General features: G+C 68.2%; 31 protein-coding genes and 1 pseudogene. 18 read left to right on the plus strand and 14 right to left on the minus strand.

Going from position 1 to position 25,218, the window contains the following annotated elements; translation table 11 throughout:
• The first annotated feature begins 110 nt into the window (after positions 1-110).
• Positions 111-464, plus strand: a complete 354-nt coding sequence (locus tag AC5FRV_RS19070) for a hypothetical protein (protein ID WP_493562678.1) — start codon at positions 111-113, stop codon at positions 462-464.
• Positions 465-503: 39 nt separating this feature from the next.
• Here the strand turns inward: AC5FRV_RS19070 and AC5FRV_RS19075 are convergent, their stop codons facing one another.
• A complete protein-coding gene (locus AC5FRV_RS19075) occupies positions 504-1,388 on the minus strand; it encodes a DUF106 domain-containing protein (RefSeq protein ID WP_493562679.1) in 885 nt (294 codons plus the stop codon).
• Positions 1,389-1,498: 110 nt separating this feature from the next.
• On the opposite strand from AC5FRV_RS19075, the gene AC5FRV_RS19080 reads away from it, so the two are divergent.
• Positions 1,499-1,681 carry a hypothetical protein gene (locus AC5FRV_RS19080; protein ID WP_493562680.1) on the plus strand — a complete coding sequence of 61 codons (183 nt, stop codon included), beginning with the start codon at positions 1,499-1,501 and terminating at the stop codon, positions 1,679-1,681.
• A gap of 41 nt (positions 1,682-1,722) precedes the next feature.
• Here the strand turns inward: AC5FRV_RS19080 and AC5FRV_RS19085 are convergent, their stop codons facing one another.
• Complete coding sequence (locus AC5FRV_RS19085) at positions 1,723-2,319, minus strand: rubrerythrin family protein (protein ID WP_493562681.1); 597 nt, start codon at positions 2,317-2,319, stop codon at positions 1,723-1,725.
• A 327-nt stretch (positions 2,320-2,646) separates the two neighbouring features.
• Between AC5FRV_RS19085 and AC5FRV_RS19090 the strand changes: the two genes are divergently transcribed.
• The 3 genes from AC5FRV_RS19090 to AC5FRV_RS19100 all read left to right on the plus strand — a co-directional run bounded on the left by AC5FRV_RS19090 (position 2,647) and on the right by AC5FRV_RS19100 (position 6,035).
• Entirely contained in the window at positions 2,647-3,618 is a 972-nt protein-coding gene (locus AC5FRV_RS19090) for an aldo/keto reductase (RefSeq protein ID WP_493562682.1), read from the plus strand.
• A gap of 106 nt (positions 3,619-3,724) precedes the next feature.
• Positions 3,725-4,765, plus strand: a complete 1,041-nt coding sequence (locus AC5FRV_RS19095) for a zinc-binding dehydrogenase (RefSeq protein ID WP_493562683.1) — start codon at positions 3,725-3,727, stop codon at positions 4,763-4,765.
• 49 nt (positions 4,766-4,814) lie between these two features.
• Positions 4,815-6,035 (plus strand): FAD-dependent oxidoreductase, encoded by a 1,221-nt coding sequence (locus AC5FRV_RS19100; protein ID WP_493562684.1) that lies wholly within the window; start codon positions 4,815-4,817, stop codon positions 6,033-6,035.
• Here the strand turns inward: AC5FRV_RS19100 and AC5FRV_RS19105 are convergent.
• Positions 6,032-7,582 carry a lipopolysaccharide biosynthesis protein gene (locus AC5FRV_RS19105; RefSeq protein WP_493562685.1) on the minus strand — a complete coding sequence of 517 codons (1,551 nt, stop codon included), beginning with the start codon at positions 7,580-7,582 and terminating at the stop codon, positions 6,032-6,034. The two genes, AC5FRV_RS19100 and AC5FRV_RS19105, sit on opposite strands and share 4 nt — an antisense overlap.
• A gap of 419 nt (positions 7,583-8,001) precedes the next feature.
• On the opposite strand from AC5FRV_RS19105, the pseudogene AC5FRV_RS19110 reads away from it, so the two are divergent.
• Positions 8,002-8,339 (plus strand): annotated as a pseudogene (locus AC5FRV_RS19110) (hypothetical protein).
• A gap of 18 nt (positions 8,340-8,357) precedes the next feature.
• Here the strand turns inward: AC5FRV_RS19110 and AC5FRV_RS19115 are convergent.
• From AC5FRV_RS19115 to AC5FRV_RS19125, 3 genes are all read right to left on the minus strand, one after another.
• The gene (locus AC5FRV_RS19115; RefSeq protein WP_493562686.1) at positions 8,358-9,269 is read right to left on the minus strand and encodes a hypothetical protein; all 912 of its coding nucleotides are present in this window, start codon (positions 9,267-9,269) and stop codon (positions 8,358-8,360) included.
• 38 nt (positions 9,270-9,307) lie between these two features.
• Entirely contained in the window at positions 9,308-9,541 is a 234-nt protein-coding gene (locus AC5FRV_RS19120) for a hypothetical protein (RefSeq protein ID WP_493562687.1), read from the minus strand.
• A 284-nt stretch (positions 9,542-9,825) separates the two neighbouring features.
• A complete protein-coding gene (locus tag AC5FRV_RS19125) occupies positions 9,826-10,680 on the minus strand; it encodes a sulfurtransferase (protein WP_493562688.1) in 855 nt (284 codons plus the stop codon).
• A gap of 280 nt (positions 10,681-10,960) precedes the next feature.
• Here AC5FRV_RS19125 and AC5FRV_RS19130 point away from each other — a divergent pair, with 280 nt between their 5' ends.
• The gene (locus tag AC5FRV_RS19130; protein WP_493562689.1) at positions 10,961-11,776 is read left to right on the plus strand and encodes a sulfurtransferase; all 816 of its coding nucleotides are present in this window, start codon (positions 10,961-10,963) and stop codon (positions 11,774-11,776) included.
• 45 nt (positions 11,777-11,821) lie between these two features.
• On the opposite strand, the gene AC5FRV_RS19135 is transcribed toward AC5FRV_RS19130, so the two are convergent.
• Positions 11,822-12,820 (minus strand): AI-2E family transporter, encoded by a 999-nt coding sequence (locus AC5FRV_RS19135; protein WP_493562690.1) that lies wholly within the window; start codon positions 12,818-12,820, stop codon positions 11,822-11,824.
• 103 nt (positions 12,821-12,923) lie between these two features.
• Positions 12,924-13,604, minus strand: a complete 681-nt coding sequence (locus tag AC5FRV_RS19140; RefSeq protein WP_493562691.1) for a class I SAM-dependent methyltransferase — start codon at positions 13,602-13,604, stop codon at positions 12,924-12,926.
• Between the two features lie 139 nt (positions 13,605-13,743).
• Between AC5FRV_RS19140 and AC5FRV_RS19145 the strand changes: the two genes are divergently transcribed.
• From AC5FRV_RS19145 to AC5FRV_RS19165, 5 genes are all read left to right on the plus strand, one after another.
• Positions 13,744-14,190 (plus strand): DUF7534 family protein, encoded by a 447-nt coding sequence (locus AC5FRV_RS19145; RefSeq protein WP_493562692.1) that lies wholly within the window; start codon positions 13,744-13,746, stop codon positions 14,188-14,190.
• Between the two features lie 82 nt (positions 14,191-14,272).
• On the plus strand, positions 14,273-14,701 hold the full coding sequence (locus AC5FRV_RS19150; RefSeq protein WP_493562693.1) for a hypothetical protein: 429 nt from the start codon (positions 14,273-14,275) through the stop codon (positions 14,699-14,701).
• Between the two features lie 55 nt (positions 14,702-14,756).
• On the plus strand, positions 14,757-15,197 hold the full coding sequence (locus tag AC5FRV_RS19155) for a DUF2391 domain-containing protein (RefSeq protein ID WP_493562694.1): 441 nt from the start codon (positions 14,757-14,759) through the stop codon (positions 15,195-15,197).
• 70 nt (positions 15,198-15,267) lie between these two features.
• On the plus strand, positions 15,268-15,846 hold the full coding sequence (locus AC5FRV_RS19160) for a DUF7090 family protein (protein WP_493562695.1): 579 nt from the start codon (positions 15,268-15,270) through the stop codon (positions 15,844-15,846).
• 142 nt (positions 15,847-15,988) lie between these two features.
• Complete coding sequence (locus AC5FRV_RS19165) at positions 15,989-16,147, plus strand: DUF7563 family protein (RefSeq protein WP_449271692.1); 159 nt, start codon at positions 15,989-15,991, stop codon at positions 16,145-16,147.
• A 212-nt stretch (positions 16,148-16,359) separates the two neighbouring features.
• Here the strand turns inward: AC5FRV_RS19165 and glmM are convergent, their stop codons facing one another.
• Complete coding sequence (gene glmM / locus AC5FRV_RS19170; RefSeq protein WP_493562696.1) at positions 16,360-17,667, minus strand: phosphoglucosamine mutase; 1,308 nt, start codon at positions 17,665-17,667, stop codon at positions 16,360-16,362.
• 402 nt (positions 17,668-18,069) lie between these two features.
• Here glmM and rpiA point away from each other — a divergent pair, with 402 nt between their 5' ends.
• Positions 18,070-18,762 carry a ribose-5-phosphate isomerase RpiA gene (rpiA, locus tag AC5FRV_RS19175; protein ID WP_493562697.1) on the plus strand — a complete coding sequence of 231 codons (693 nt, stop codon included), beginning with the start codon at positions 18,070-18,072 and terminating at the stop codon, positions 18,760-18,762.
• A gap of 75 nt (positions 18,763-18,837) precedes the next feature.
• On the opposite strand, the gene AC5FRV_RS19180 is transcribed toward rpiA, so the two are convergent.
• A complete protein-coding gene (locus AC5FRV_RS19180) occupies positions 18,838-19,005 on the minus strand; it encodes a DUF1931 domain-containing protein (RefSeq protein ID WP_089813555.1) in 168 nt (55 codons plus the stop codon).
• Positions 19,006-19,486: 481 nt separating this feature from the next.
• Between AC5FRV_RS19180 and larB the strand changes: the two genes are divergently transcribed.
• The 5 genes from larB (at position 19,487) to AC5FRV_RS19205 (ending at position 22,769) form a co-directional block, all read left to right on the plus strand.
• A complete protein-coding gene (gene larB / locus AC5FRV_RS19185) occupies positions 19,487-20,266 on the plus strand; it encodes a nickel pincer cofactor biosynthesis protein LarB (RefSeq protein ID WP_493562698.1) in 780 nt (259 codons plus the stop codon).
• A 71-nt stretch (positions 20,267-20,337) separates the two neighbouring features.
• Positions 20,338-20,487, plus strand: coding sequence for a DUF7563 family protein (locus AC5FRV_RS19190; RefSeq protein WP_493562699.1), 150 nt, complete (start codon positions 20,338-20,340; stop codon positions 20,485-20,487).
• A 63-nt stretch (positions 20,488-20,550) separates the two neighbouring features.
• The gene (locus tag AC5FRV_RS19195) at positions 20,551-20,808 is read left to right on the plus strand and encodes a GIY-YIG nuclease family protein (RefSeq protein ID WP_493562700.1); all 258 of its coding nucleotides are present in this window, start codon (positions 20,551-20,553) and stop codon (positions 20,806-20,808) included.
• 65 nt (positions 20,809-20,873) lie between these two features.
• Positions 20,874-22,286 carry a phosphoglucomutase/phosphomannomutase family protein gene (locus AC5FRV_RS19200; protein WP_493562701.1) on the plus strand — a complete coding sequence of 471 codons (1,413 nt, stop codon included), beginning with the start codon at positions 20,874-20,876 and terminating at the stop codon, positions 22,284-22,286.
• 30 nt (positions 22,287-22,316) lie between these two features.
• The gene (locus AC5FRV_RS19205; RefSeq protein ID WP_493562702.1) at positions 22,317-22,769 is read left to right on the plus strand and encodes a pyridoxamine 5'-phosphate oxidase family protein; all 453 of its coding nucleotides are present in this window, start codon (positions 22,317-22,319) and stop codon (positions 22,767-22,769) included.
• A gap of 36 nt (positions 22,770-22,805) precedes the next feature.
• Here the strand turns inward: AC5FRV_RS19205 and AC5FRV_RS19210 are convergent, their stop codons facing one another.
• From AC5FRV_RS19210 to AC5FRV_RS19225, 4 genes are all read right to left on the minus strand, one after another.
• Complete coding sequence (locus tag AC5FRV_RS19210) at positions 22,806-23,378, minus strand: RDD family protein (protein ID WP_493562703.1); 573 nt, start codon at positions 23,376-23,378, stop codon at positions 22,806-22,808.
• Between the two features lie 64 nt (positions 23,379-23,442).
• Positions 23,443-23,853, minus strand: a complete 411-nt coding sequence (locus AC5FRV_RS19215) for a GNAT family N-acetyltransferase (RefSeq protein ID WP_493562704.1) — start codon at positions 23,851-23,853, stop codon at positions 23,443-23,445.
• Complete coding sequence (samp2, locus tag AC5FRV_RS19220; protein ID WP_493562705.1) at positions 23,854-24,054, minus strand: ubiquitin-like small modifier protein SAMP2; 201 nt, start codon at positions 24,052-24,054, stop codon at positions 23,854-23,856.
• Between the two features lie 43 nt (positions 24,055-24,097).
• Positions 24,098-25,150: a bactofilin family protein gene (locus AC5FRV_RS19225; RefSeq protein ID WP_493562706.1), complete on the minus strand. Its 1,053-nt coding sequence runs from the start codon at positions 25,148-25,150 to the stop codon at positions 24,098-24,100.
• Between the last annotated feature and the right edge of the window lie 68 nt (positions 25,151-25,218).

Raw genomic sequence — 25,218 nt, forward strand, 5'->3', positions numbered from 1 at the left:
GTCCGGGTGAAGTTGTGCCCTCGCTGTGACGTCGGAACCGTCCGGACGTTCACGTCCTCCAACGAGACAGTCCTTTTACACCGTCCATTCGAATGACACGATAGTCGCCAATGAAAGTCATCTGCACCGACGGGACGACGTTCACCTGCAAGGGATTCGAACTCACGGAGTACGGCGTCGCCCTCTACGGCCAGAACCTCGCCCAGGAGAAGGAACGGTACGACAACGAACCCGAGCAGACGGGATACGTGCCTCACGACCGGCTGTGGTACATCCTCCCCGAAAGCGTCCAGCCAGAGCTCCCGCCGCCCGGAGCCTCACAGGGCCAGCCCGGCCAACAACCCCCGAACCCGGATCAGCAGCCACCGACGGGTCAGTCGCCGACGGGGCAGCCGCCGATACGGCGGCTCCAGAACCAGCCGCAGCAACGACCGCCCGGTCAGCAACAACCGGGCCAGCGGTAGGCACAGCGGAGAACGCCAAAGAACGACGGCGAACCGATTCTACGCGGCCGTCACGCGGCCGATGGCACGTCGTACCGCGGTGCCCCCGACGAGCGAGCAGACGAAGTACCAGACGGTCCACACCTGGATGGGCCCGAGCAGGCGCGCGGTCCAGACGACGCGGCCGACGAACGGGAACACCGTCGCCGTCGGCGTGATCGCTGCCGCGGGCGCGACGGCGAGCCAGGTGAGCCAGAGGAACACCGGCGCGGTCAGGAGGACGGTGTAGGCCATCGGCCGCAGCATGTCCGTGAACACGAGCAACTGGTCGCTCATCAGCTCTCGTTGCTCGGCCTCCAGTCGTTCGACGGCGGCCTCGTCGTCCCGTTCGCGGGCATCGGAGAGCCGGTCACGGATGGTTCCCATCCGCGACTTGACGCGGTCGGCCCGCTCGGTGTCGCGGAGACGACGATTGAGGACGCCCGAGGCCCCGCCGACGACGACGGCCAGCAGGGCGACGGTGACAGCGAAGGGGAGCGCCGCCTCGACGGGGCCGAGAACGGCGTGCATCGTGCTCCCGACGGCGTCGCGAGCGCCCGGAATCTGGTAGCTCGCCATCAGGGCGAGCGCACCGACGCCGGCGGCTTTGTCCTGGAGCGACCACGAAGGCTCGTCGGCCGCCTCGTCCCCGACGGCATCGGGGTCGGGCTCGACGTCGTCGAGCACCTCGCGCGCCGCGGTCGGGTCGTCGACGACGAAGCACTCACCCGCGTCGACGAGGAGGCCGGTTTCGAGCAGGCGGCCCCACTGTTCGGCCGGGACGTCGTCGGCGACGCCGGGCCACGTGACGGTGCCGTCCGTGGCTTCCGCGTGGTCGAGCACGGTCGAGAGTGCCGCGGCCAGCGCCTCGTCGTCGCTGAGCGTCCGGCGGCGTTCGGAGTCCATATCCCGAAATTGAACGTGGCGGCCGTATGAACATTACCCTTCAGCGTCTCGAACCGGCAGTCGGGTCGGCTTTCACAGCACTTACCTGTCGTTGCAGCGGCCCGACAGGTATGGAAGCGAAGCGTTCGCTCTTCGACCTGGTCGCTGTCGTCGCCATCATCGCCGTCGTCGTCGTGAGTGACGACCTGCTACTCGGAATCGTTGCGATTCTGCTACTGCGGATTCTCGACGTGCTGATAGACATCCGGAATTCGCTCGACGAGCGTCCAGTGAGAGAATCCGCGAGTAGCTGAGTCCTCCGAGAAGAGACGGCAATCCGGTCCGGGCGGGACGCTCAACAGACCGGTTTGGGGTTGACGCCCAGGTCTTCGAGCGTCTCGAAGTACTCATCGTAGGCGTCCTGGACCACCGCGTCGGCGGCCTCGCGGGCGGCGTCCCAGTCGCCGTCGTCGGCGAGCGCGTCGAGCGCCTCGTCCCGCACGTCCTCGACTTCGCCACGGATGGTCCGGAACACCTGCGAGGTCTGTGGATCGGCCTGGCCGGTGAAGTAGCCGGTAAGCTGGCCGGTGGTCTCGCCGACGACGACGGCCCAGCCGACGAGGCCGCCGAGGCAGGCAGCGGTGCCGTCCAGGCCGGCGAGGGTGTCGTAGATGACCGAAGCGTCGCCTGGCTCGTGGTCGTCGAGCTTTCCGACGATGGTGTCGTAGTGCTCGTGTTCGGTGTCGGCCGCGGTGGCGAACGCCTCGTGGTCGTCGGCCCAGTCGTCGAACGTCTCGGCCGCGTAGTACGTCAGGTCGGCCGCGCGCGCGAGGACGACGCCTTCCTCCATCTCGCCCTCGGTCAGCGCGTACAGCGACTTCGAGGAGCCGAGCCGCGAGAGCGCCGTCTCGTTGGCGTCGCGGACCGACTCGGTGAATTCGGACGGGTTCATACCTGCGTGAACGGGGGGTGGGCGTTAGAAAGCATCGGATAGGACGGGCCCGACCGAAGGGAGGGGCCGTCGAACAGGCGAGCGGGGTCCTGGCGAGCGAAGCGAGCCAGGGCTCGGAAGACGAACGGAGTAAGTCTTCCGGCGAACGGTGTGACCCGCGAGCAGGCTGGGCCCTCGCTGTGCTCGGCCCCAGCTATACGGCGAGCGGTGCTACCCAGGGGCAGGTCAGACCCCCCGACGATGAACGGTGCGGACTGTTCGAAAGTACCGGACAGCGGGCTGACAGCAGGGCCCATCCTTTTTGGACTGGCCGTTTAGTCAGGACGTATGGAGTACACCACACTCGGTTCGACCGGGATGGAAGTCTCGAAGATCTGTCTGGGATGCATGAGCTTCGGGGACGAGGAGCCCTGGATGCTCGACGAATCAGAGGGACGCGAGATCATCGACCGGGCCATCGACCTGGGGGTCAACTTCTTCGACACGGCCAACGCCTACTCCGACGGCCGTTCCGAGGAGATTCTCGGGAACGCGCTCGCGGAGTACGACCGCGACGAGCAGGTCGTCGCGACGAAGGTACGGTTCCCCGTCGGCGAGGACACGCCCAACGCCTCGGGGCTCTCGCGGAAGACCATCGAGCAGGAACTCGACGACTCGCTGGACCGGCTCGGACTGGACACGATCGACCTCTACCAGACCCACCGCGTCGACCCGAACACGCCGCCGGAGACGACGCTGCGGGCGCTGGACGATGCCGTCCGGCGCGGGAAGATTCGCCACGCCGGCACCTCGTCGATGTACGCACACCACCTCGCAGAGCGTCTGCGGACGAGCGAGCGCGAGGGGCTGGTGAGCTACGAGACGATGCAGAACCACTACCACCTCGCCTACCGCGAGGAGGAGCGCGACATGCTGCCGCTGTGCGACCGGAACGATATCGGCGTGATCCCCTGGGGTCCGCTGGGCCAGGGCTTCCTGACCCGCCCCTTCGAGGAGCTGGCAGAGACCGAGCGCGGCGACCCGGACAACTTCCACAACCCGACCTCGGAGTACGAACGCGGCGGTGGCCGGGAGATCAACGAGCGCGTCCAGGAACTCGCCGAGGAGGAGGACGTCACGATGGCCCAGATAGCGCTGGCCTGGCAGTTCCAGAACGAGTACGTCGACGCGCCCATCGTCGGGACGACCAGCATGGAACACCTCGAGGACGCCGTCGAAGCCCTGGAGATCGACCTGTCCGACTCTGACGTCGAGTACCTGGAAGAGCCGTACGAACCCCAGCCCGTCGTCGGAATCTGAGGGACGACGAGGACCACGAGCAGCGACGGTCGCGTCGCCCGTCTGAATCCACCGGGACGGATTTCCGAGTCGACCTTTATTGCGGTCGCGGTTGAGCATCTCTAGCATGCAAGCCGTCCAGTTCACGGAGCACGGCGACGTCGACGTCATCGAGTACGGCGAGTTTCCCGACCCGGCAGTCGGTCGCGAGGACGTCCTGGTGGACGTGAAGGCGGGCGCGCTCAACCACCTCGACGTCTGGACGCGGCGCGGGTTGCCCGGGATCGACCTGGAGATGCCCCACGTGCCGGGCAGCGACGCTGCGGGCGTCGTCGAGGAAGTCGGCGATGACGTCACACGGTTCGAACCAGGCGATCACGTCGCCGTGCTGGCGGGCGTGAGCGGTGGCGACGACGAGTTCAGCCGCAAGGGCGACCCGACGCTCGCACCCGACTTCCACATCATCGGCGAGCACGTCCGCGGCGTCCACAGCGAGTTGGCGGCGGTGCCCGAGGAGAACCTCGCGCCCGTGCCCGACGGCGTCGACTGGGAGACCGCCGCGGCCGCGCCGCTGGTGTTCCAGACGGCCTGGCGGATGTTGCGAGACCGCGGCGACCTCAAGGCCGGCGAGAAGGTCCTCGTGCTCGGCGCGTCGGGCGGCGTCGGCCACGCCGCCGTCCAGATAGCCGCCCACGCCGGCGCGGAGGTGTTCGCCACCGCCAGCAGCGAGGAGAAGCTCTCCTACGCCGAGGACCTGGGCGCCGACCACACCATCGACTACAGCGAGGAAGATTTCGCCAGCGAAATTCGCGACCTGACCGGCGGCCGCGGCGTCGATATGGTGGTGGACCACGTCGGCGCGGACACCTGGCACGACTCGCTGAAGAGCCTCGCCAAGGGCGGTCGCATCGTCACCTGCGGCGCGACGACAGGCGGGCGACCCGAGACGGACATCAACCGCATCTTCTGGAATCAGCTCTCCGTCATCGGGTCGACGATGGCGACCCCCGGCCAGGCCGAGGAGGTTCTGGAGCTGGTGTGGGACGGCACGTTCGAGCCGCGCATCCACGAGACGCTCCCGATGAGCGAGGCAGCCAGGGCTCACGAGCTGCTGGAGAACCGCGAGGGCTTCGGGAAGGTTGTCGTGGTGCCGGACAGCGAACGCTAGCACTCGACCGTCGCCAGACACATCCCGCCCCGGGCCGAATTTTCCGGTGATGACCATCGAAACCGACGTCCTCGTCGTCGGCGGCGGTGCGACCGGTGCCGGCGTCGCCCGCGACCTGGCCCTGCGCGGCGTCGACGTGGTCCTGACCGACCGCGGCGGCCTCGCCAGCGGGACCTCCGGCCGTTCACACGGACTCTTGCACAGCGGGGCGCGCTACGCGGAGTTCGACCCCGTCGGCGCCGAGGAGTGCATCGACGAGAACCGCATTCTGCGTGCTATCGCCGGCGAGTGCATCAGGGAGACCAGCGGCCTGTTCGTCCAGCTCGCTGGTGACGACCCGGACTACTTCGAGGAGAAACGACGGGGGTGTGAGGCGGTCGGCATCCCCGTCGAGACAGTCGACCTCGACGCGGCCCGCAAGCAGGTCCCGGGTCTCTCGACGGACGTCGAGCGGGTGATGGAAGTCCCGGACGCCGTAGTGTACCCCTCACGTCTGGTGGCCGCCAACGCCGCCGACGCCCGGGAGAACGGTGCGGCGATTCACCCGCACGCGCCGCTCGAATCGCTGACCGTCGCAGACGGGCGCGTCAGTACGGCGCGGGTGGGCGGGTCGGTCGACGACGTCGTCGAACCGCAGTTCGTCGTCAACGCAGCCGGTGCGTGGGCGGGCGAGGTGGCGGCGATGGCGGGTCTCGACGTCGAGATGCAGCCCACCCGCGGCGTGATGGTCTCGGTCGAGTACGACGACCTCGGACCGGTGCTCAATCGCTGCCGGGACCCCGACGACGGCGACATCGTCGTCCCGCACGAGACGGAGGCCGTCCTCGGGACGACCAGCGTCGCCGTCCAGGACCCCGACGAGTACGAACGCGCCGACTGGGAAGTGGAGAAGACCGTCGAAGAGTGCGCCGCGATGGTCCCCGCCGTCGCCGACGCACCGGTCGTCCGCGAGTGGTGGGGCGTCCGGCCGCTGTACGCGCCCGACGAGGCCGAGAACGAGGGACGCGGCATCTCGCGGGGGTTCTTCCTGCTCGACCACGCGGCGGACGGAGTTGCGAACGCGGCGAGCATCGTCGGCGGAAAGCTGACGACCTACCGCCAGATGGCCGAGGTGACGAGCGACCTCGTGTGTGAGAACCTGGGCGTCGAGGCGGACTGCGTGACAGCGGCACAGCGTCTGGCCGGCGCCGACGACCCCGACCGACTGGACGAGTTCGTCGCCGAGTTCGACGGCCAGGGACCGACGGACGAGGACGTGGTCGGCGGCTAGGAGTTCGTGACCCGAAACCGGACGGCGTCGGCCAGGACGGCGCGATAGCGCGCCGCGAGTTCCTCGAAGACGAGTCGGTCCCGCGGGTCGACCCCCAGCGCGTGGAGGGTACCGGCGTAGGCGACGAGGCCGACCAGTGTTCCGAGCCCCGCCGCCGGGAGGCCGTCGACCGCCGTTCGAACGGCGACCATCGCGACGACCGCGACCGCGCCGGCGGCGAGGGGGTCGAGGAACGTCGCGTCGAAGGGCCATAGCCCCTCGAAGTGCCTGATCAGCAGCACTTGCAGTCCGTTCTGGACGCCGATCGCGAGCGACGTGCCGAGCGCGGCGCCGACGAGACCGAACTCCACGACGAAGGTGTACGTGAGAACGACGTTCAGTGCGGCGAGGAACCAGTCGAGCGCCATCCTGGCGTACTGGTGGTCGGTCATCATCAGGAGCCAGCCGGTCGCGCCGACCGAACTCCCGACGAACACGCCGCCGAGGTAGACCACGAGCGGGACGTACCCCTCGACGTACGTCGGACCGAACACCGCCAGGAGCTCTCGCCCGAACACTGCCAGCACGGCCAGAATCGGGACCACGGTCGTGAGGATGAGACGTGTCGCCGACGAGTAGACCGCGTTGAGCGTGTCCATCTCGTCCCTGGCGTAGAGGTCAGAGGCGACGGGCGGTAACAGCTGATTGAATGCCAACAGCGGGATCCAGGCTATCGAGACCAGCACCAGGACGACGTTGTAGATCCCCGCGGCCACCGCCGTCAACAGGGCGCCGACGAGCAGGACGTCGACGCGGTTCTGGAACACCTTCCCGAGGCTGCTCATCGCCACCGGTGCCGCGTACTCGTAGAACCGGCGCACGTCGCCGCGACCGACGCGGAGGGTGGGTCGGATCCCCGTCACGCTGACCGTCCAGGGGAACCCGACGACCACGAGCGCTACGGTACAGGCGACGATGGCTCCGGCGACGCCCACGACGGAGTAGCCGAGCGCCAGCGCTGCGACCGCGCCGACCAGCCGGACGCCGGGCCGAAGGAGCTTGTTGAAGAGGACCTCGCCGCGGGCCGAGCCGGCCGCTCGAAAGGTGGCGGCGTAGATCATCACGAGCCCGGTGAGCAGGACGAGGACGCCGAACAGCCCCAGCGCAGTCGGGAACGAGGGGTACTCGACGGTCGCCGCACCGATTCGCGGCGCCAGGAGCCAGACGGCGGCCGCGATTACCGTTCCGAATCCCAGCGTCGTGGCGTAGGCCAGTCCCGTCGTTCGTGACTGGGTTTCGGGGTCGTCCTCGGCGGCAGGCAGGTATCGCTGGAGTGCCGGGACGCTGCCGAACGTGACAAGTTGAATCAGCAACTGTGCGATACGCCAGGCGAACGCGTACACCCCGTAGGCGACGGGGCCGAGTCCGCGCGCGAGAAGGAACTCGGTAGTGGTGGTGAGCAACCGCTGGGCGGAGACGCCGCCCGACGTCACGACCGCACCGTGTGCGATGGTGAGGAGCGCGTCACGCTCGTCCTCCGGGACCGGGTCGTCGTGCCCTCGACTCATTATCGGCGTTCACCCACGGATTTCCGTTCCGGGCATTAAGTTGCCCGATACGCGGAAGGGGTGGTTTGACGCCACGCGTCCGGTGCGTTGCCCCTCGTCGAGGCCAGAAGTCCCCGCAGGCCCATGGAAGAGCAGTCACCGATACGGCAGTAGGCGACGGTCGTCTCGTCGCTACTGCTTGGTCGCCCATAGCGAGAGCGCGCCGCGAGTTCCTCGAAGACGAGTCGGTCCCGTGGATCGACCCCCAGCGCGCCGAGGGCCTTCGAGTTGTTTGACTTCGTGCGTGGAGCAACCCGGGCACCCACTGGTCGCTCAGTCTTTCACCTGTCTCGAACGATTCGTCGGCCGCTACATCGCGGTGTGAAACGCAGCGATTCATTCCGTGCAGTATTTACTGGCCACTCCGCTTTCGAGGACGTCTGGACCCCGAGGACGTCCGCCAGGACTGGGCCGAGCGGTCCGGCGACTACTCGCCGTCGTACTACGCGGAGATCGGTCCCAGCGAGGCAGCGTGACCATCGCCGACGTGGTCGGCCACTACGCGCCCGGGGACGCCGCGGTTCTGGAGGTCGGCTGTGGCCGCCATCTCGAACGCCTCCGGCGCGAGGGATTCGGGAACCTCACCGGCATCGACGTCAACGACGACTTCCCGCTGTACCACCGCGACTGGAAGGAAGTGTTTTCGGAGCGGGGGTTCGCGCAGTGGATTCGGGAACTCACGTCAGGAGACGCGATTCGCGTGTTTCGAGCGGTGTGAGTGAGGTGAGACAGCGCGTTATGCCGCGACGGTGCGTCCGGGGTCCGAGGTTCGGATGGTCGTGCGCACCGCCTCGGCGTCGACCGGGACGAACACGTCTGTGTCAAGCACCTTCGTGGCACCGGCGCCGAGCACGCCCGCGCGACAGGTCCGACTGGCGACGTCAGCACCGTCGTCGTCGACGAGGCTGACGACGACGTCGACCGCTGCCGGTTCGCCCTCGTTCGTGACCTGAAGTTCGACGCGCCCGATGCGGTTCCGGAGGGTCGTCACGTCGGTCTCCGTGTCGTCTTCGTCGTAGAACGTGATCCGGTCGAGCGTGAGGTGTCTCCCGCCCTCGCTGAGATACCGGAACAGTCGCCGGGAGATGTCCTCGTAGAGCCTGTCGGCGTCAGTGTCCGCCTCGAAGAGTGCACCGATGGGATTGAGGTCGGCCCGGAGGTCGCTCGCGATGGTCGGCCGATTCGCGGTGTTGGTCTTCAACCGGAGATAGTCGTCGATGAACGGGTCGAACGCCGCCGGCAGGTCGCCGTCGAACATGTCGGCGTAGGCTTCGAATTCCGTGTCGAAGTTGATCAGCGGCGGCAGCGGTGCAGCGGGCTCGACGCTCGGCACCCACGGTTTCGCGTCGTGCCGGTGCTCCGCTTGCTCCTCCCGGGCCGCCCGGCCCGAGGGACCGAAGTAGCCGAAGCTTTCGAGCAGCGACGCGAAGATGGCGCTGAGCACGGTGACGAAGATGACGCCGGCGGTCAGCAGGTGCGAGACTGGGTCCGGGAGCGTGAACTGGAACAGCGCGATGAACACGATGGTGACCATCCCGACGGTCAGCAAGAAAGAACCGAGACTCGGGTCCCGTCCCGTCAGGAACTCGATGTTGCTCAGGAACGTCGACTCGGCCGCCGCGTCGGTGGAGGTATCCGGTTGATTCATGGTCCGTTTCGTTCGCCCGGCCGTCGATTGCCCAGCCGTCAGTCCGCCGCCCGAAAGTCGGCATTACCGGCCGCAGCGGCACGCGAGAGGACCTGGACGAGGTGCGAGACCCAGATGCCGGCCGTGAAGCCAAAGAGCGTTCCGACGGCCGTGAGCCGAATCGGGTCCTCGAGTGGCGACAGTGCGACGGCGATACACAGCGTCCCGAAGATCAGCATGAGCGCGTACTGGACGCGCGTCGTCTGGTTCACTCGCCGTATCGCTTCGAGCACGATATCCGACTTACGTGTCGACGACAATTAAGTATACTGATTGACATAATTTGCCAGATTGCTGTCCGAAGTAGCCCGGAACGTGTCGATATTGTCTTTTCATTTACCATTTTCCGTGGTCGTCGATACATCGGGTCACAGTCGAAATGGAGAAGAGTAGATACTCGTCGCTCACTGCGCAGCGCTGGCAATCGTTTGTCCCGCTCGCACTGCGAAAGCCGATCGAGATAGCTGGTGCTGTCGTTCGGTGCTGTACCGCGAAAGAATATCGTAAACGAGCGCCGTTAGTTACCCTTCTCGATGGGGACGCCGACGAGGTTGCCCCACTCCGTCCAGGAGCCGTCGTAGTTGACGGCGTCGTCGTAGCCCAGCAGTTCGTGCAGGGCGAACCAGGCGACGGAGGAGCGCTCGCCGATGCGGCAGTAAGCGACGGTCGTCTCGTCGCCGTCGATGCCTTCGTCGGCGTAGAGCGATTCGAGTTCGTCGAAGTCCTTGAACGTGCCGTCGTCGTTGGTGACGGCCGCCCAGGAGATGTTCTGTGCGCCGGGGACGTGGCCGCCGCGCTGGGCGGTCTCCTGCAGTCCCGGGGGCGCGAGGACTTCGCCGGAGAACTCCTCGGGAGAGCGGACGTCGACGAGGGGGAGGTTCTTCTCGATGGCGTTCTCGACGTCGTCGCGGTACGCGCGGATGGACTCGCGCGGGCCGGACGCCTCGTAGTCGACGGCGGAGAAGTCGGGTGCCTCGTCCGTCGTCGGGTAGTCGTTGTCGACCCAGTACTCGCGGCCGCCGTCGAGGAGTCGGACGTCGTCGTGACCGTAGTACTTGAACTGCCAGTAGGTGTAGGCGGCGAACCAGTTGGAGTTGTCGCCGTAGAGGACGACCGTGGAGTCCTCGCTGATACCGTGGCTGCCGAGCAGGTCGGCGAAGTCCTCCTTCGTGAGGATGTCTCGCGTGGTCTGGTCCTGAAGCTGGGTCTCCCAGTTGAAGCCGATGGCGCCCGGCGCGTGGGCCTCGTCGTAGGCTTCGGTGTCCACGTCGACCTCTACGAGGCGATAGTCGGAGTCGTCGTCCTGGAACTGGTCGAGGTTGTCCTCGACCCAGTCGGCGGAGACGAGAACGTCGTTGGCGTACTCACTCATAATCCAATCAGTCCTACACCCCCACCTCTTAAACTACCTCTCTTGACGGCGTTCCCTGCCCCTCCTCCCCTGTTCCGGCAGATTCTGCCTCTACTGGCCGGCGAACCCGTGCGAAACGTCCGCATTCCACCGGACTGTCGCCGGCCACATTCACCCGAGATGGCCGCCAGTCGACTTAAACGGTGACGAACCAGTGGCAATTATCCCCGCTATCTTCGAGTGCGGGCAGCCAGGGGGCGAGAAACACAGGTTCAAACGCCCGGGAGTGAAACTTCCGGCAATGACCGACATCGTCTCGACCGACTGGGTCGCGGACCACCTCGACGGCCTCAACGTCGTCGACGTCCGCGACGCCTGGGAGTACGACGGCATCGGCCACCTCCCCGGCGCGGTGAATATCCCATTCGACTCGTTCCGGGCCGAAGAACACGCTGCCGAGGGAAGCGGGGGAACGAACGACGACGGTTCGACCGGCATGCTCCCGTCGGCCGAGGACTTCGAAGTACTCCTGAGCGAGCACGGCATCGCGACCGACGCCGAAATCGTCGCCTACGACGACATGCACGGCGTCTTCGCCGCGCGCTTCCTCGTGACGGCGGAGCTTCTGGGCCACGACCCAGAGAAGCTCCACCTGCTCGACGGCGACTTCTCCGCCTGGCAGCGCGAACACGAGACGACGAGCGACGCGCCCGACGTCGAGCCCACTGACTACGTCGTCGACCCGCCCGCCGAGTCGGTCCTGGTCGACGCCGACGCGGTGGCGGCTGCCGGCGACGACCCCGAGTCAGTCGTCGTCGACACGCGCGAGGACTGGGAGTACGAAGAGGGTCACGTTCCTGGCGCAGTCCCGCTGGACTGGAAGGACCTCGTCGACGACGAGAGCCGGGGAATCCTGCCCAGGGAGGAGGCCCTGGCAGTGGTGGAGGAACGCGGCATCACGCCGGACAGGCGGATCGTGCTGTACTGCAACACCGCCCGACGCATCAGCCACACCTACGTCGTGCTCCGACACCTCGGCTTCGAGGACCTGGCCTTCTACGAGGGGAGCCTGACAGAGTGGGAAAAGCAGGGCCGACCGCTGGAAACTGGTTCTTAGGCAGTTGCTAAGTCCGGTTCGACGCAGCTCCGGGCGAGGGGTGACTCACTGTACGGCTTTCTGTCGGGGTCCACGCTCGGCGGCGAGCAGGTCCATCGACTCGACGAACAGCGCGACGACGAGCGGACCGGCGATGAAGCCCACCAGCCCGACCGACAGCACGCCGCCGGTGAAGCCGACGAAGTAGAGGCTGCCCGGGATGCCGGCGGTGTAGGGCGCGAGCTGTGGGCGGACGACGGCGTCGGGGAGGAAGCCGACGAAGACGAGGCCGACGACGGTGAGCGCTATCGCACCGGGGACGTCACCAGCGAACACGTCGGTGGCGGCGACAGTGAGGATCACCACGCTCGGGCCGATGATTGGGATGAACTGGAGGATACCGGCGAGGGCGGCCAGCGCGAACGCGGAGTCGTAGCCCAGCAGCGTGAAGACGACGAAGGCGACGAGGAAGGTGCCCAGCGCCGTCGCGCCCTGGAGGACGTAGATGGCATAGAGGGTATCTCGGACGCGCTCGTGGAGGCGCGTGACGACGTCGTGGTAGCTGTCGGGGACGGTCCGGTAGACGACGGTCTGGGTGGCCGTCGGCCGCAACAACAGGGCGTAGACGAGCAGCGCGAAGAGAAACAGCTTCAGGCCGAGTTCGGGCGTCTCGCCGGCCACGTCGACGGCGATGGCGGTGACGAACTGCCGGATCGTGACGACGGCGCTGGCGAGGTCGAGGACGTAGACGGTGTCGAACAGGTCGATCTCGATGGCGTCGGGGAGTGCCCGCAGGAAGGCGAGCAACTCGGCGCGGCGCCGGTAGAGCGACCAGATCACCGGGACAGCCAGCGCCGCCGCGGCGGCGAAGGCCACCAGGGTGCTGAGCGCTGCCGCGACCCGCCGGTTGATGCCGCGGCCGACGAGAAACTCCCGGAGCGGGTAGAGGACGTACGCGACCGTGATGGCGAAGAAGACGGTCGAGAGCACCCGCGAGAGGATCACGAGCGTCAGGAGACCCGTCACGACCGCGAGGAGGACGAGTAGTTGCTGACGGGTTGGCATACAGTCGGGTTCGTCCCTGTGAGTAAAAGCCTTCCCCGCGCCCGAATCGCCGGACGTGGCCGGTGGTTCCCCGACGGTGACGGCCAGGATACGACGGTGTCGGTCAGGGGACGACGCCGACGGTCAGCAGCGTGCCGTACTCGCGATAGCGCTCGACCATCGACTCCCGGGTCTCCCAGTCCTCGGTGGGAAAGTCCCCCTCGGCGGGGATCTCCGTCTCCTCGTCGGGGATGCGGTCCTGGCCGGCGACGTGGAAGCCCGCCTCGCGGAACGCCGCGCGGTACTCGCGTTCGCTCCAGAGCACCATCGGCACCCCGACGAGTTCCTCCCACTCGTGGGAGTAGACGTTCTCCTCCCAGCGGTTGACGGCGCAGTAGAACGTCCCGCCGGGCCGGAGCACTCGCAGCAGTTCCGCGAGGACGGCGTGGGGGTCCTCGGCGTAGTAGAAGGCCTCCATCGAAAAGCAGTGGTCGACCGAGTCGTCGGCGAAGGGGAGGTGCTCGAAGTCGCCGCGCAGGAACCCGGAGTGGCGGTCCTGGGTGTAGGATCGGGCGTTGTGTACCATCTCGGCCGCGGCGTCGATGCCGTACGTCCGGCCCGCGCCGCGGGTCTCACGGAGAGCCCGCCCGGCGTAGCCGCTCCCGGATCCGAGGTCCAGCACGGTGTCGCCCTCCTCGACGGGCATCTGGGAGAGGACATGTTTCGCAGTGTGCCAGTGGCGCTCCTCCATCCCCTGGTCCTTCCCCTGTCGTGCCCACTCGTCGAAGGCGTCGCCGGCGCTCATACTGTGATCGAGCGTCGCCAGCGGCAAATTCAGTTCGGTCCCGGTCCGTTCGAACCGGATCAATCCGACCCACGGACAGCGTTCGCGAACGTGTTGGCGAGAGGTAAATTATATGGTTCTTATCGTCGTGGCATCGGCCATGTCATCGGCCCTGCCGACTGCCCTCCGCCAGTTTGGGCCGTCGGCGCCGACAGTCGTGGTCGTGATGGGCGCGGCCAGTATCGGCCTCCTGGCTTGTCTGTCCCTGCTGTTCGTGTACTGGGTCTACCTTGACGCGGGTGACCGGGGCAGCGACAGGCCTCGTCTCTGGGCGCTCTGTACGCTCGTCGTCCTCCCCGCGAGTGCCACCTATTTCGTCCTCGCGGGTCGGATCGGCGAGCGCCAGGAGCCAGTAACGGCTCGGAAGCGACTGGTCGAGACGGCGCTGATCGCCGGCTGTGCAGGAGTGTTCCTCACGTTCCTCTTCGCACCACCAGACCCGTTCGTTCAGCTCACTTCCATCCCCGCGTCGCTCGTCCTCACATTTCCCGCCGCGTATCTCCTCTGGTATCGTCGTGGGTTCGAACGGTTCCGTTCAGTCGTCTGAGGGCATTCGCCTGGATTTCGCAGGGAAAACGGGTTCGACTGGACGGAAAGAGCTATGAGCCCTAGCTGACACGTCGTCGGTGATGGCCCTCCAGCCACCGTTCAGCGACCTCCGACCCTGGATGCTCGCGGGCTACGCGTTCGTCGCATTCATCGTCGGCCTCCGGGTCCTCGTCGCCTACTGGGTGTATCGCGACGCGAGCGCCCGGGGGAGTTCGAACCCACGGTCGTGGGGAGTGTGGGTCGTAATCGTCGACCTGGTCGTCCTCTCCTATCTCTACAATCGGTGGCGGAAACTCGGGGAGCGTAACTACCCGCGGACGACGCGTGATCGCGCCGTCGAGACGACCGTCGTCGCCGGATACGGCGCGTTCATCAGTGGCGCGCTCCTCGCACCCGCCGACTTCTTCCTGACGCCCCTGTACACGGTCGGAGGGCTCGCCGTGACCCTCCCGCTCGCGTACCTCCTCGTGTACCGCGGCGGCTGGGCGCGACTGCGAGACGCGGTTTGACCGGCCGATCACCGAGAACGCCACCGTTTAGGCCCCTGCTGCTGGAATAGCTGGCATGGCTCGCGCGCCGCGGTTCAAGCTCGCCGACACGGCCCAGCAGATCGTCGGCGGGTTCCTGCTGGCCGGCCCCTTCGTCGTCACCGAGGAGGTGTGGGTGCTCGCGGCCAACATGACCTGGGCCCACACGCTCGCGGTCGTCGGCATCGTCTTCGGCATCGGCTACGGTGCGCTGTACGAGGCCGACGACGACCGCGACCCCGACGTCGAGGCCGAGGTCGCCGGCGTCCCGCTGCGCTTCGTCTCCCTGATGGGCGTCTCCTTCGGCTCGGTCGCCATCCTCGCCCTCGCCTTCACCGCGCCCCAGACGTTCCTCGTCGAGGCCGGCATCCTCGACGACCCCACGACCACCGACGTCCTGCTCACCACGCTCAAGGCCATCGCCGTCGGCGCTATCTTCAGCGTGGTCGGCGCCGCGACGGCCGACAGCGTGTTCTGAGGGGTCAGACCTCATGGCAGTGGCCCGTTACCCGCAGAGTTAAAGCGCCTGCCCGCGCCCTATTGTCCGTATGGAGTACACGCTCGCCATCGACGGGGCGCCGGAGACGATTCCGGGCGGCACGGGCGTCCTGTTGTTGCATCCGAGTACGGGCGAGACCGACCGCATCGACACGGACTTCCTGAGTACGGACACCGACCACCTGCTGGCCGTCTCGACGCGGACTTCGGCTCGCGAGGTCGAGCAGAAACTGGAGTACTACGAGGTCGACGAGGATCGGGCGACCATCCTCGACACCATCTCCATCGAACGGGGCTACACCCGCAGGGCCTCGGAGAACCTCCGCTACGTCGCCTCGCCGGACGACTGGGAGGGGATCGTCGACGAAGTCGAGACGTTCCTGGAGAGTCACGACGGGAAGCTCCGGATCAGCTTCGACTCGCTGACAGAACTGATCTACTACGCCGACGAGGACCGGGCGGAGCGGGCCGCCGAGCGCATCCTCGACCTGCTGGCGACCCACGACGCGGTCGGCCTGTTCCACCTGGCAAAGGGCGTCCACGACGAGGCGACGGTCGACCGGTTCCGCGAGCTGTTCGACGGCGTCGTCGAACTCGCCGAGGACGACACGACTACCGCCGACTTCTGACCGGGCCGCGGTCCGGACCGATTCTGCGCCCAGATCGTCCCAGAGCGTCGCCAGAGCACCCTAACAGCCCGACAGCGCCGTCGTGGTATCTCGTGGCACATCACCAATCATTAAGAGGATAGCTGTCCATACAGTTTCACGTATGCCGGAATGCCAGAACTGCGGCAATTTTGTAACGGCTGACTACGCACGGGTCTTCACGCCCAACGGGGTCGATGCGCCGCGGGTCTGCCCGCAGTGTGAGGACAAGATCCGAGACGGGGCGAGCGTCCGGGAAGCCCGGTCCACGCGTCGCGGATAGCACACGACTACAGCCCGCCGTACTCGGTCCGTGCGGCCGCCGACACCGCAGGGGGTCAGTCGGTGGACGTCTCGGACGAGAAACAGCGGGTCGCGCTCGCCCGCGACCGTGGGAGGCGGTCGACGGACGTGGCGCTCTTCTTCCATCGCTGTCACTCACGCTTCACTGCCAGCACAGCACGCCACAGCGCCTGATCGGCCAGCAGCCAGCCGTTAGTCCCGGCTCGCGTCGAGCAGCGACCGCGCCCGTTCGAAGGCGTCGTCGGCCCGGGATTCCTCGCGCGCCTCGGCCGTGATCCGGACGAGCGGCTGGGTCCCGCTGGCCCGGAGGAGGAACCACGCGTCGCCCAGGTCGACCCGGACGCCGTCCAGCGTCGACACGTCGGCGAACTCGTCGGCGACGCGTGCGCTCACTCGGTCCATCACGTCTCGCTTGTCGTCGACCTCGACGCTGTCCCGGCGGATGGGGTAGTCCGGTACGTCGGCGACCCGGTCGGCCAGCGACCGTTCGGCGTCGAGCGCGACGAGTTTGCAGGCCGCGAGCGGGCCGTCGGGACACAGCGTCTCCTCTGGCCAGATCCAGGCGCCGCTGGGCTCGCCGCCGAAGGCGACGCCCGGTTCGCTGGCCGCGTCGGCGACGTAGACGTCACCGACGGGCGTGTACGTCACGTCGACGTCGCGCTCGGCGAGGTAGTCGGCGACGGCCAGGCTGGTGTCGACCGGGACGGCGACCGCGTCCCCGGGCTCGGCGGCGTCGGCCGCGAAGATCGCCAGCAGTTCGTCGCCGGAGAGGTAGGTGCCGTCGGAACTCGCCGCGCGCAACCGGTCGGCGTCGCCGTCGTGGGCGATGCCCAGGCTCGCGTCGGTGTAGCCGACGAGCGTCGACAGCGACTGGCAGTTCTCGGCCGTCGGTTCGCTGGGTCGCCCCGGGAACGAGCCGTCGGGCTGGGCGTTGAGCGTCTCGACGTCACAGCCCAGGCGCGTGAGCGCCTCGACCGTCACGCCGCCGGCGCCGTTGCCCAGGTCCACGACGACGGCGGGCGGGTCGGCCAGGTCCACGGCGTCGGTCAGGGCGGCGACGTGGCGCTCGCCGGCGTCGGCCGCCCGGCGTTCACCGACGGCGTCCCAGGCGACCAGGTCCGCCGCTTCGTCGCGGATCCGCTCTGAAATCTGGTCCCGAAGGTCGGCGTCGAACGCCTGCCCGGAGGGCTGCCAGAGCTTGATCCCGTTGTCCTGCGGCGGGTTGTGGGAGGCCGTCACCGAGACGCCGACGTCGGCCGACTCCCAGGCAACCGCGCGGCCGACCGTCGGCGTGGCCGCCAGCCCCAGGTCGACGACGTCGGTGCCCGACTCGCGCAGGCCGGCCGCGAGCGCGTCCGCGAGGAACTCGCCCGACTCGCGCGGGTCCCGGCCGACGACGACGCTGTCCGCGTCGACGCCCACCGCTCGTCCGACCGAGAGCGCGAGCGACGCGGTGACCTCGTCCCCGACCGGTCCCCTGATTCCGCTGGTCCCGAACATGGTTCCCAGTCAGGGGGCCGGGGGAAAAGTATCCACTGTTTAAACCGGCCGAAGGCGGCCCGAGTCAGCCGGATCAGACCTGTGGGGACGGTGGCGGCGCGATCGTCGACGGCCGGCGCTGCAACGTCTCGGAGAGGGCGAACTGCTCGGGGGCCACCGTCGCCTCGACGATCGTACTCATGACCAGCGAGAGACGCCGGTCGGTCAGTAACGCCCCAGGTACCACCGAACGAGGCCCCGGCTCCGACCGGCGACTGAATCCGGTCGCCACGTCGTTCGATTACGCCGACTGTAGGCCCGGCTCAGGACTTGCTGGATCGGGACTACACAGGACAGGATCCACCGGACCGACGGTGACGACCAGCCGTAGCGATTTTCTACCCGCCCGCAGAGGAGACACACATGAAACAGGGCGGCTCCGAGGCGGCCAAGCGGCGGGCAGGCGAGTCCGCCGCCGAGCGCGTCGCGGACGGACAGGTCGTCGGACTCGGAACGGGGAGCACCGCGGCCCACGCCATCCGCGCTATCGGTCGGCGGGTCGACGCCGGCCTGGACGTCACCGGCGTCCCGACCTCCTTCCAGTCGCGCGAACTGGCCCGCGAGGCGGCCATCCCGCTGGCCGACCTGGACGAGGTGTCGGTCGACCTGGCCATCGACGGCGCCGACCAGGTCGCCGACGGACAGCTCGTCAAAGGCGGCGGCGCCGCCCACGCCCGCGAGAAGATCGTCGACGCGGCCGCCGACCGCTTCCTCGTCGTCGCCGACCCGACGAAGGAGGCGGACGTCCTCGACCACCCCGTCCCCGTCGAGGTGCTGCCGAGCGCCCGTACGACGGTCGCCGACGCGGTCCGCGAGCTGGGCGGCGAGCCCGTCCTCCGCCGGGCCGAGCGCAAGGACGGCCCCGTCGTCACCGACAACGGCAACCTCGTGCTCGACTGCGAGTTCGGCGAAATCGACCGACCGGACGACCTCGCGACCGACCTCTCGGCGCTCCCGGGCGTCGTCGAACACGGCCTCTTCGTCGACCTCGCGGACGAACTCCACGTGGGCACCGAGGACGGCGTCACCGTCCGACAGCTATCGGGCACCGAGTGAGTGTCGGGAGCCAGGACGGCATCGCGAGGCCGTCGCTGGTCGAAGTAACGAAACGGAAAAACCGCGGAGTCAGCCTTACAGGTCGCGGGGCTGGACTGTCTTGCGGTCGTTCGAGTCGGCACGCCGGGCGGCGTCCTGGAGCAGTTCCTCAACTTCCTCGTCGAGCGAGTCGTAGAAGTCGGAGGCTACGTTCATGTCGTTGAGCGCTTCTTTCACGGCGGCTTTGACGATCAGGTCTGCCATACACCTCCGTGTTCCCGGTGGCACCTTATATACTTTCCTGAAGCACGGCCTCCTCGCCGGTACTCACGGGGGTTTGAGCGGTTTTGGCAGTGTTTAGTTATATAAAGGAGGGTGTTTCGTCACGTTAGTCCGGTCGAAAACACCCGCCGAACGGTCCGCCAGGGCGCGAAACGGCCGCTCGGTGTCTCGCGCGCGGATTGGACTTTCGGGGTGCGCGACCAGGCAGTCGGTGCCTTCGTCGGCGCATTTCCCGGCGAATTTCGTCTGCACTTCCCCAGACTGGACCTCGTCGGCGCCAGCCTCTGCTCACGGGTCGCTCCGCTCCCCGTTCGCTGTATAGCTGGGCCGCTCGCTTCGCTCGCGCCCCAGCCTCTGCTCGCGGGTCACTCCGTTCCCCGTTCGCAATATAGCTGGTCGCTCACTTCGTTCGCGACCAGCCAACCTCCCAACCCTTACGACCACCCCCACCAGTACAACCACCATGCGCGACATACTCGACGCAGTCGCCGCGGGAGAGATGTCCCCCGCGGAAGCGGAAGCCGCGCTCGCCGGCTACGCGACGGGCGAGGCCGGTCGATACGACGCGGCGCGCGAGGAGCGGGCCGGCGTCCCCGAAGCGATCCTCTCCGAAGGAAAGACGTCCGAAGAGGTGGCGGAACTGGTCGAGACGGCGCTGACGACGACTGGACGAGCCATCGCGACGCGGCTGGAAGACGGCGATCCGGCGGCCATCCGCGATCGGCTCGCGGAGTCCCACCCCGACGCCACGCTTCGGTGGGACGACCGGTCCCAGTGGCTGGTCGCTCACGGTCCCGACTACGAGCCGACGTGCCTCAACGCCAGCGTCGGCGTGGTGACGGCGGGGACCTCGGACGCGATTCCCGCCGGCGAGGCCGCGATGATCGCCAGGGAGATGGGTGCCCAGGTGTACCGGGTCGACGACGTCGGCGTCGCGTCGCTCACCCGGACGATCGACCGCCTCGACGAACTTCGCGAACAGGACGTGCTGATCGTCGCGGCGGGGCGAGAAGGAGCGCTCCCGACCGTCATCGCCGGACTGGTCGACGTCCCCCTTATCGGGCTCCCCGTCTCGACCGGCTACGGCCACGGCGGCGAGGGGAAGGCCGCGCTCTCGGGGATGCTCCAGTCCTGTACCGCGCTCACGGTGGTCAACGTCGACGCCGGATTCACCGCGGGCACGCAGGCTGGGCTCGTCGCCCGGCGTGTCGCCGACGCACGGCGGGACGACGGAGATACCTGACTAGTGGGTATGAGAGTACTTCTATCGTGGGAACGTATGACAAACTGCCGGCGACACCGCCGGCTATCACGATGTCCAACTGCACTCACTGCGGCGGACACGTCTCCGATCAGTTCGCGCGCGTCTTCGCCGACACCGACGGTGAAGTTCGCGCGTGCCCGAGCTGCGCCGCGAACGCGGGTATCGCGGAAGTCGCCAAGCGACGCGCGCTCGAAGCCTGACCGGCGTCGCCGTATCGCCCACAGACCACGACACGCGTTCGGCCGGACCCGACGGTGGGCGACGTGAGTGACGATCACTTCGTCTACGTCCTCCGCTGTGCCGACGAGTCGCTGTACACCGGCTACACCACCGACGTCGAGCGGCGTGTCGACGAACACGACCGCGGCGAGGGCGCGAAGTACACGCGCGGGCGGACGCCCGTCGAACTCGTCCACGTCGAGGCGTTCGACTCCCAGTCCGCGGCCATGAGCAGGGAGTGGGAGGTCAAACAGCTCTCCCGTGCCGAGAAGGAAGCGCTCGTCGACGACGACGCACCCTAGCCCGTCGCGACGAGCACCTGTCGCCGAACCGGACCTTTTTGCTCGCCCGGCGAGCATCCTCCCCCATGACAGACGACGAGGCGCGGGCCGACGCCATCCAGTTCGGCACCGACGGCTGGCGCGCGACGCTGGACGAGTTCACCGACGACCGCGTGCGGATGGTGGGACAGGCCGTCGCGACCTCCCTGCGAGACCAGGGCGAGACGGCGCCGATCGCCGTCGGGTACGACGCCCGCGAGCACTCCCGCGGGTTCGCCGAGGAACTGGCCCGCGTGCTGTGTGCCAACGGGTTCGACGTGGTCCTCCCCGAGCGGGACACGCCGACGCCGGTGGTCGCCTGGACGGTCCGGGATCGCGATCTGGCCGGCGCGCTGATGATCACGGCCTCCCACAACCCGCCGGAGTACAACGGCGTGAAGTTCGTCCCCGGCGACGGCGCCCCAGCGCTGCCCGACGTCACCGACGAGGTGGTGGCGAACCTCGCCGAACCCGAGAGTCTCCCCGACGAGGAGTGGGGCGACGTCGAGGAGACGGACCTCGTCGGTCCGTATCTCGACCACGCCCTAGGGTTCGTCGCCGACCTGCGCGAGGGCGGCCGTGACCTCTCGGGACTCCGCGTCGCCTACGACGCGATGCACGGGAGCGGCCGCGGCGTCACCGACCGACTGCTCGAACAGGCGGGCGCGGACGTCGAGCGACTCCGTTGCGAACAGGACCCCGAGTTCGGCGGCGGCGCGCCCGAACCGGTGGCCGAACGAGCCGAACAGCTCACCGAGACGGTCACGTCGGACGAGGCCGACCTGGGCGTCATCAACGACGGCGACTCCGACCGCGTCGCCATCGTCACGCCCGAGCGTGGCTTCCTCGACCCGAACCTCTTCTTCGCCTCGGTGTACGACGACCTCCTGTCCGGCGCCTCGGGCGACGTCGTCCGGACCGTCTCCACCAGCAGCATCGTCGACCGCGTCGCCGAGGCCCACGGCGAGTCCGTCCACGAGACGGCGGTCGGGTTCAAGTGGGTCGCCGAGGCGATGGGCGACCACGACGCGCTGATGGGCGGCGAGGAGTCGGGCGGCTTCGGCGTCAGTGCGCACCTCCGGAACAAGGACGGCGTCCTCGTCGCGCTGCTGGCCGCGGCCGCCGCCGCCGAGGAGCCGCTGGACGACCGCGTCGACGCGCTGCTGGCCGAACACGGCGAGATCCACCAGGGCCGCGTCAGCGTGGACTGCCCGGACGACCGGAAGGCCACCGTCCTGCAGAAACTCGAAGCCGACCTCCCCGAGTCGGTGGCCGGCGAGGGCGTCGCCGACGTCTCGACGGTGGACGGGTTCAAGATGACGCTGGCCGACGGGACGTGGGTGCTGGTCCGCCCCTCGGGCACCGAGCCGAAGCTGCGGGTGTACGCCGAGGCCGGGAGCGAAGCGCGCGTCGACGAGTTACTCGACGCCGGGCGCGACGTCGTCGAACCGCTGGTCTGAATTTAAGGCGCGACGCACCGTCGGTCAGGTATGGACACTGACATCGAGTTCGCGTACACGCGCGGACTCGACGACGAGGACGTAGAACGGTACCTGCGCGAGACGCCGACGGGCGTGCTCGCGCTGGCCGACGGCGACGAGGCCTACGCCGTGCCGCTGGTCCACGAGTACCGGGACGGGTCGCTCTACTTCCACCTGGGCGACCATCCGGGGAGCACGAAGCTGTCGTTCGCCGACGCGACGACCACGGCGACGTACGTCGTCTACGACGCCGAACCCACGGACGACCCCGAGGCGTTGACGTCCTGGAGCGTGCTCGCCAGGGGGACCCTCAGGGAAGTCCCCGACGACGACCCGGCCTGGGACGCGGTCGCGATCAACGAGGCGTTCGAACCGCTGCGGATCTTCGACGAGGCCGTCGAAGACGTTTCCGTCGAGCTGTGGGAGTTGCAGATAGAGTCCCTCACCGGACGGACTACGTGACGTCGGACCGACTGAACGGAGCCGAGACCCGGTCGTTCAGGCGTCGGTGCCGACGACGTAGGTGTTCGCGACCCGGTCGCCGATGCGCTGGCCGTCGTCGCTGACGAACATGACGCCGGCTTCGACGGCGAGCCAGGCGCCCATGAGGAACATCGCGAAGAAGAACCCGACGAAACCGAACAGGCCGAGGAGCGCCATGAGGGGGAACGGCAGGAGCAGGAGCGCGGTCCGGATCAGCCGCTGACGCTTGGACGGCGCGCCGCCGTCCTCGTCGACGACCGCGACGTCCTGGGAGCGCTTCCCGAACGTCTGGCCGGTATCGGCGTAGTAGACGAAGTACCAGATCAGCACCGCGCCGATGGCGAGCCAGAGCACACCCCGGATCACGAAGCCGAATGCCGCCGTCGCGAGGAACGCGCCGCTATCGATCGCCGATGGGTCGGCCGCGTTCATCCCCATCCCCGCACCGAACGAGAGCACCGAACTGATCACGGCGGAGACGATCCACAGGCCGAACGCGGCGGCACTCAGTAACGCGAAGTCGATGAGATACGCCGCGAGCCGGTCCGACGTGGCGTCGGCCGCACGCTGGGCGATTGTTGCTGACATGAGTTAGTTGCCTGGACGGTGCATGTTAGTGTCCGTGTATAATCGTTTCGGCTACGGCGTCGATTCAGGGGCGATCCGGCGTCCAGACGCCCCTGAATCGGTTCGTCTCGGCCGTTGGCTCGACGTCGAAGCCCAGTCGCTCGTAGAAGGGGCGGACGCCGGCGTCGAACTCGGCGACGAGGCGCTCCCGCCGGGCAGCGGCGGTCTCGGCCAGTTCGGTCCCGATCCCCTGCCCGCGACGGTTCCGACGGACCGCGACGGCGTCTATCCGGTCTCCGGCGAGGACGAGCGCGCCGAGGACGGTGGCGTCGGTGGCTTCGTCGTCGCCGCGGCTTTCGGCGGCTCTCACGGCGACCAGGACGGCGCCCGCCTCGATTTGCTCCCGGAGTCTATCGTGGTCGACCGCGAGCGCGGCACCGTCAAGGACGTTGCGGACGGCGGCGACCTCACCGGGGTCGGCCTCGCGGACGCGCATCTACCCGCCCTTGATGAGGCGGACGACGCGGACGTGGTCGGCGTCAACCGGCTGGTCCTCGGGGACGGTGTGGCCGTCGACCATCACGGACACCGCGTGAGGGCTCAGGTCGACGGCGGCGAGCAGGTCGGCGTAGGTGGCGTCGGCGTCGACGGCCACGTCGTGGCTGTCCTCGCCGACGACGTCGACGGTGACGTTCATGGCCGACGATTGGCTGCGACGGTCTTGAGCGTGTCGTCACCCATCAGATCGGGTCGGTTGCGGTGGCCGGCGCGGCCTCGCTCCGGTTCCGGTAGGCGTCCCAGATCCCGAGGACGAGCGCGCCGAACCCGAGCACCAGCACGACGGTCTGGACGAGCTGGCCGAGCAGGGGGACCAGTCCGACCAGCGCGACGGCGACGACGCCGACGACCAGTGCGAGCCAGCGGTTGTCCAGGCCCGCGTACGACAGCAGCCACTCGCCGAGCGCGTAGCGGCCGTACACCGAGGCGGCCCAGAGTAACAGGACGAAGAGCAAGAGCCCGGCCAGCGACAGCGGGATGCCGATGAACGTGACGAACACCAGGACCAGGCCGGCTACGACGCCGAGTGCGACGAGCATTCCGATGCCGCCGGTCCGGACCGGCTCCGCGGCCACGCGGTCGGCGACCTCGGTGGAGAACCGGGGGAAGGCAAAGAGCAGGATAGCGCCGAACAACAGCGTCACGAGGGCGCCGTAGAGGTCGAACAGCGGCCCGCCGAGGCCCAGGTCCGGACCGCCGCCGGTCTGGACGCTCTCGTCACGGGTGACGCTCCCCCCGACTACCGACCCGTCGGCCCGGGAGAGGTCGCCGTCGTAGGTGAGGTTGCCCTCGATGCGGGCGTCCGGGCCGAGCGTGATCGTGTCGGCGCCCAGTTCCGCGTCGCCGCCGACGACCCCGTCGACGAAGATGGAGCCCGCGCCGGCCGTGAGCGAGCCGTCGATTCGTCCGGTGTCGGCGACCCGGACGGAGCCGCCGCCGGCCTCGACGTCGCCCGTGACGTTCCCGGCGACCTCGATGGAGCCGCCGGACATCTCCACGTCGCCCCGGACGGTCCCCGGCTCGGCGATGCGCACGTCCCCGCCCGCGGTCGTGAGGTCGCCCTCGACGGTGCCGCGGACGACGACTGAGCCGGCGAACGCCTCCAGGTCGTCGTCGACGGTCTCGCCTTCCGCGACGACGACGGTGCCGCCGCTGCGCGTCTCGGCCGCCGCGACCGCGGGGAGGGAGGCGAGCAGTGCGACGACGACGAGCAGCGTGAGCGCTATGCGAGTCATGCGATCGAATTTTCTCACGGACCCCTATAAAATCGTGAGCGGAGTTTCCGGCGCTGAAAGCGTGCGCC

This window comes from Halomicrobium sp. HArcel3 (assembly GCF_058933135.1).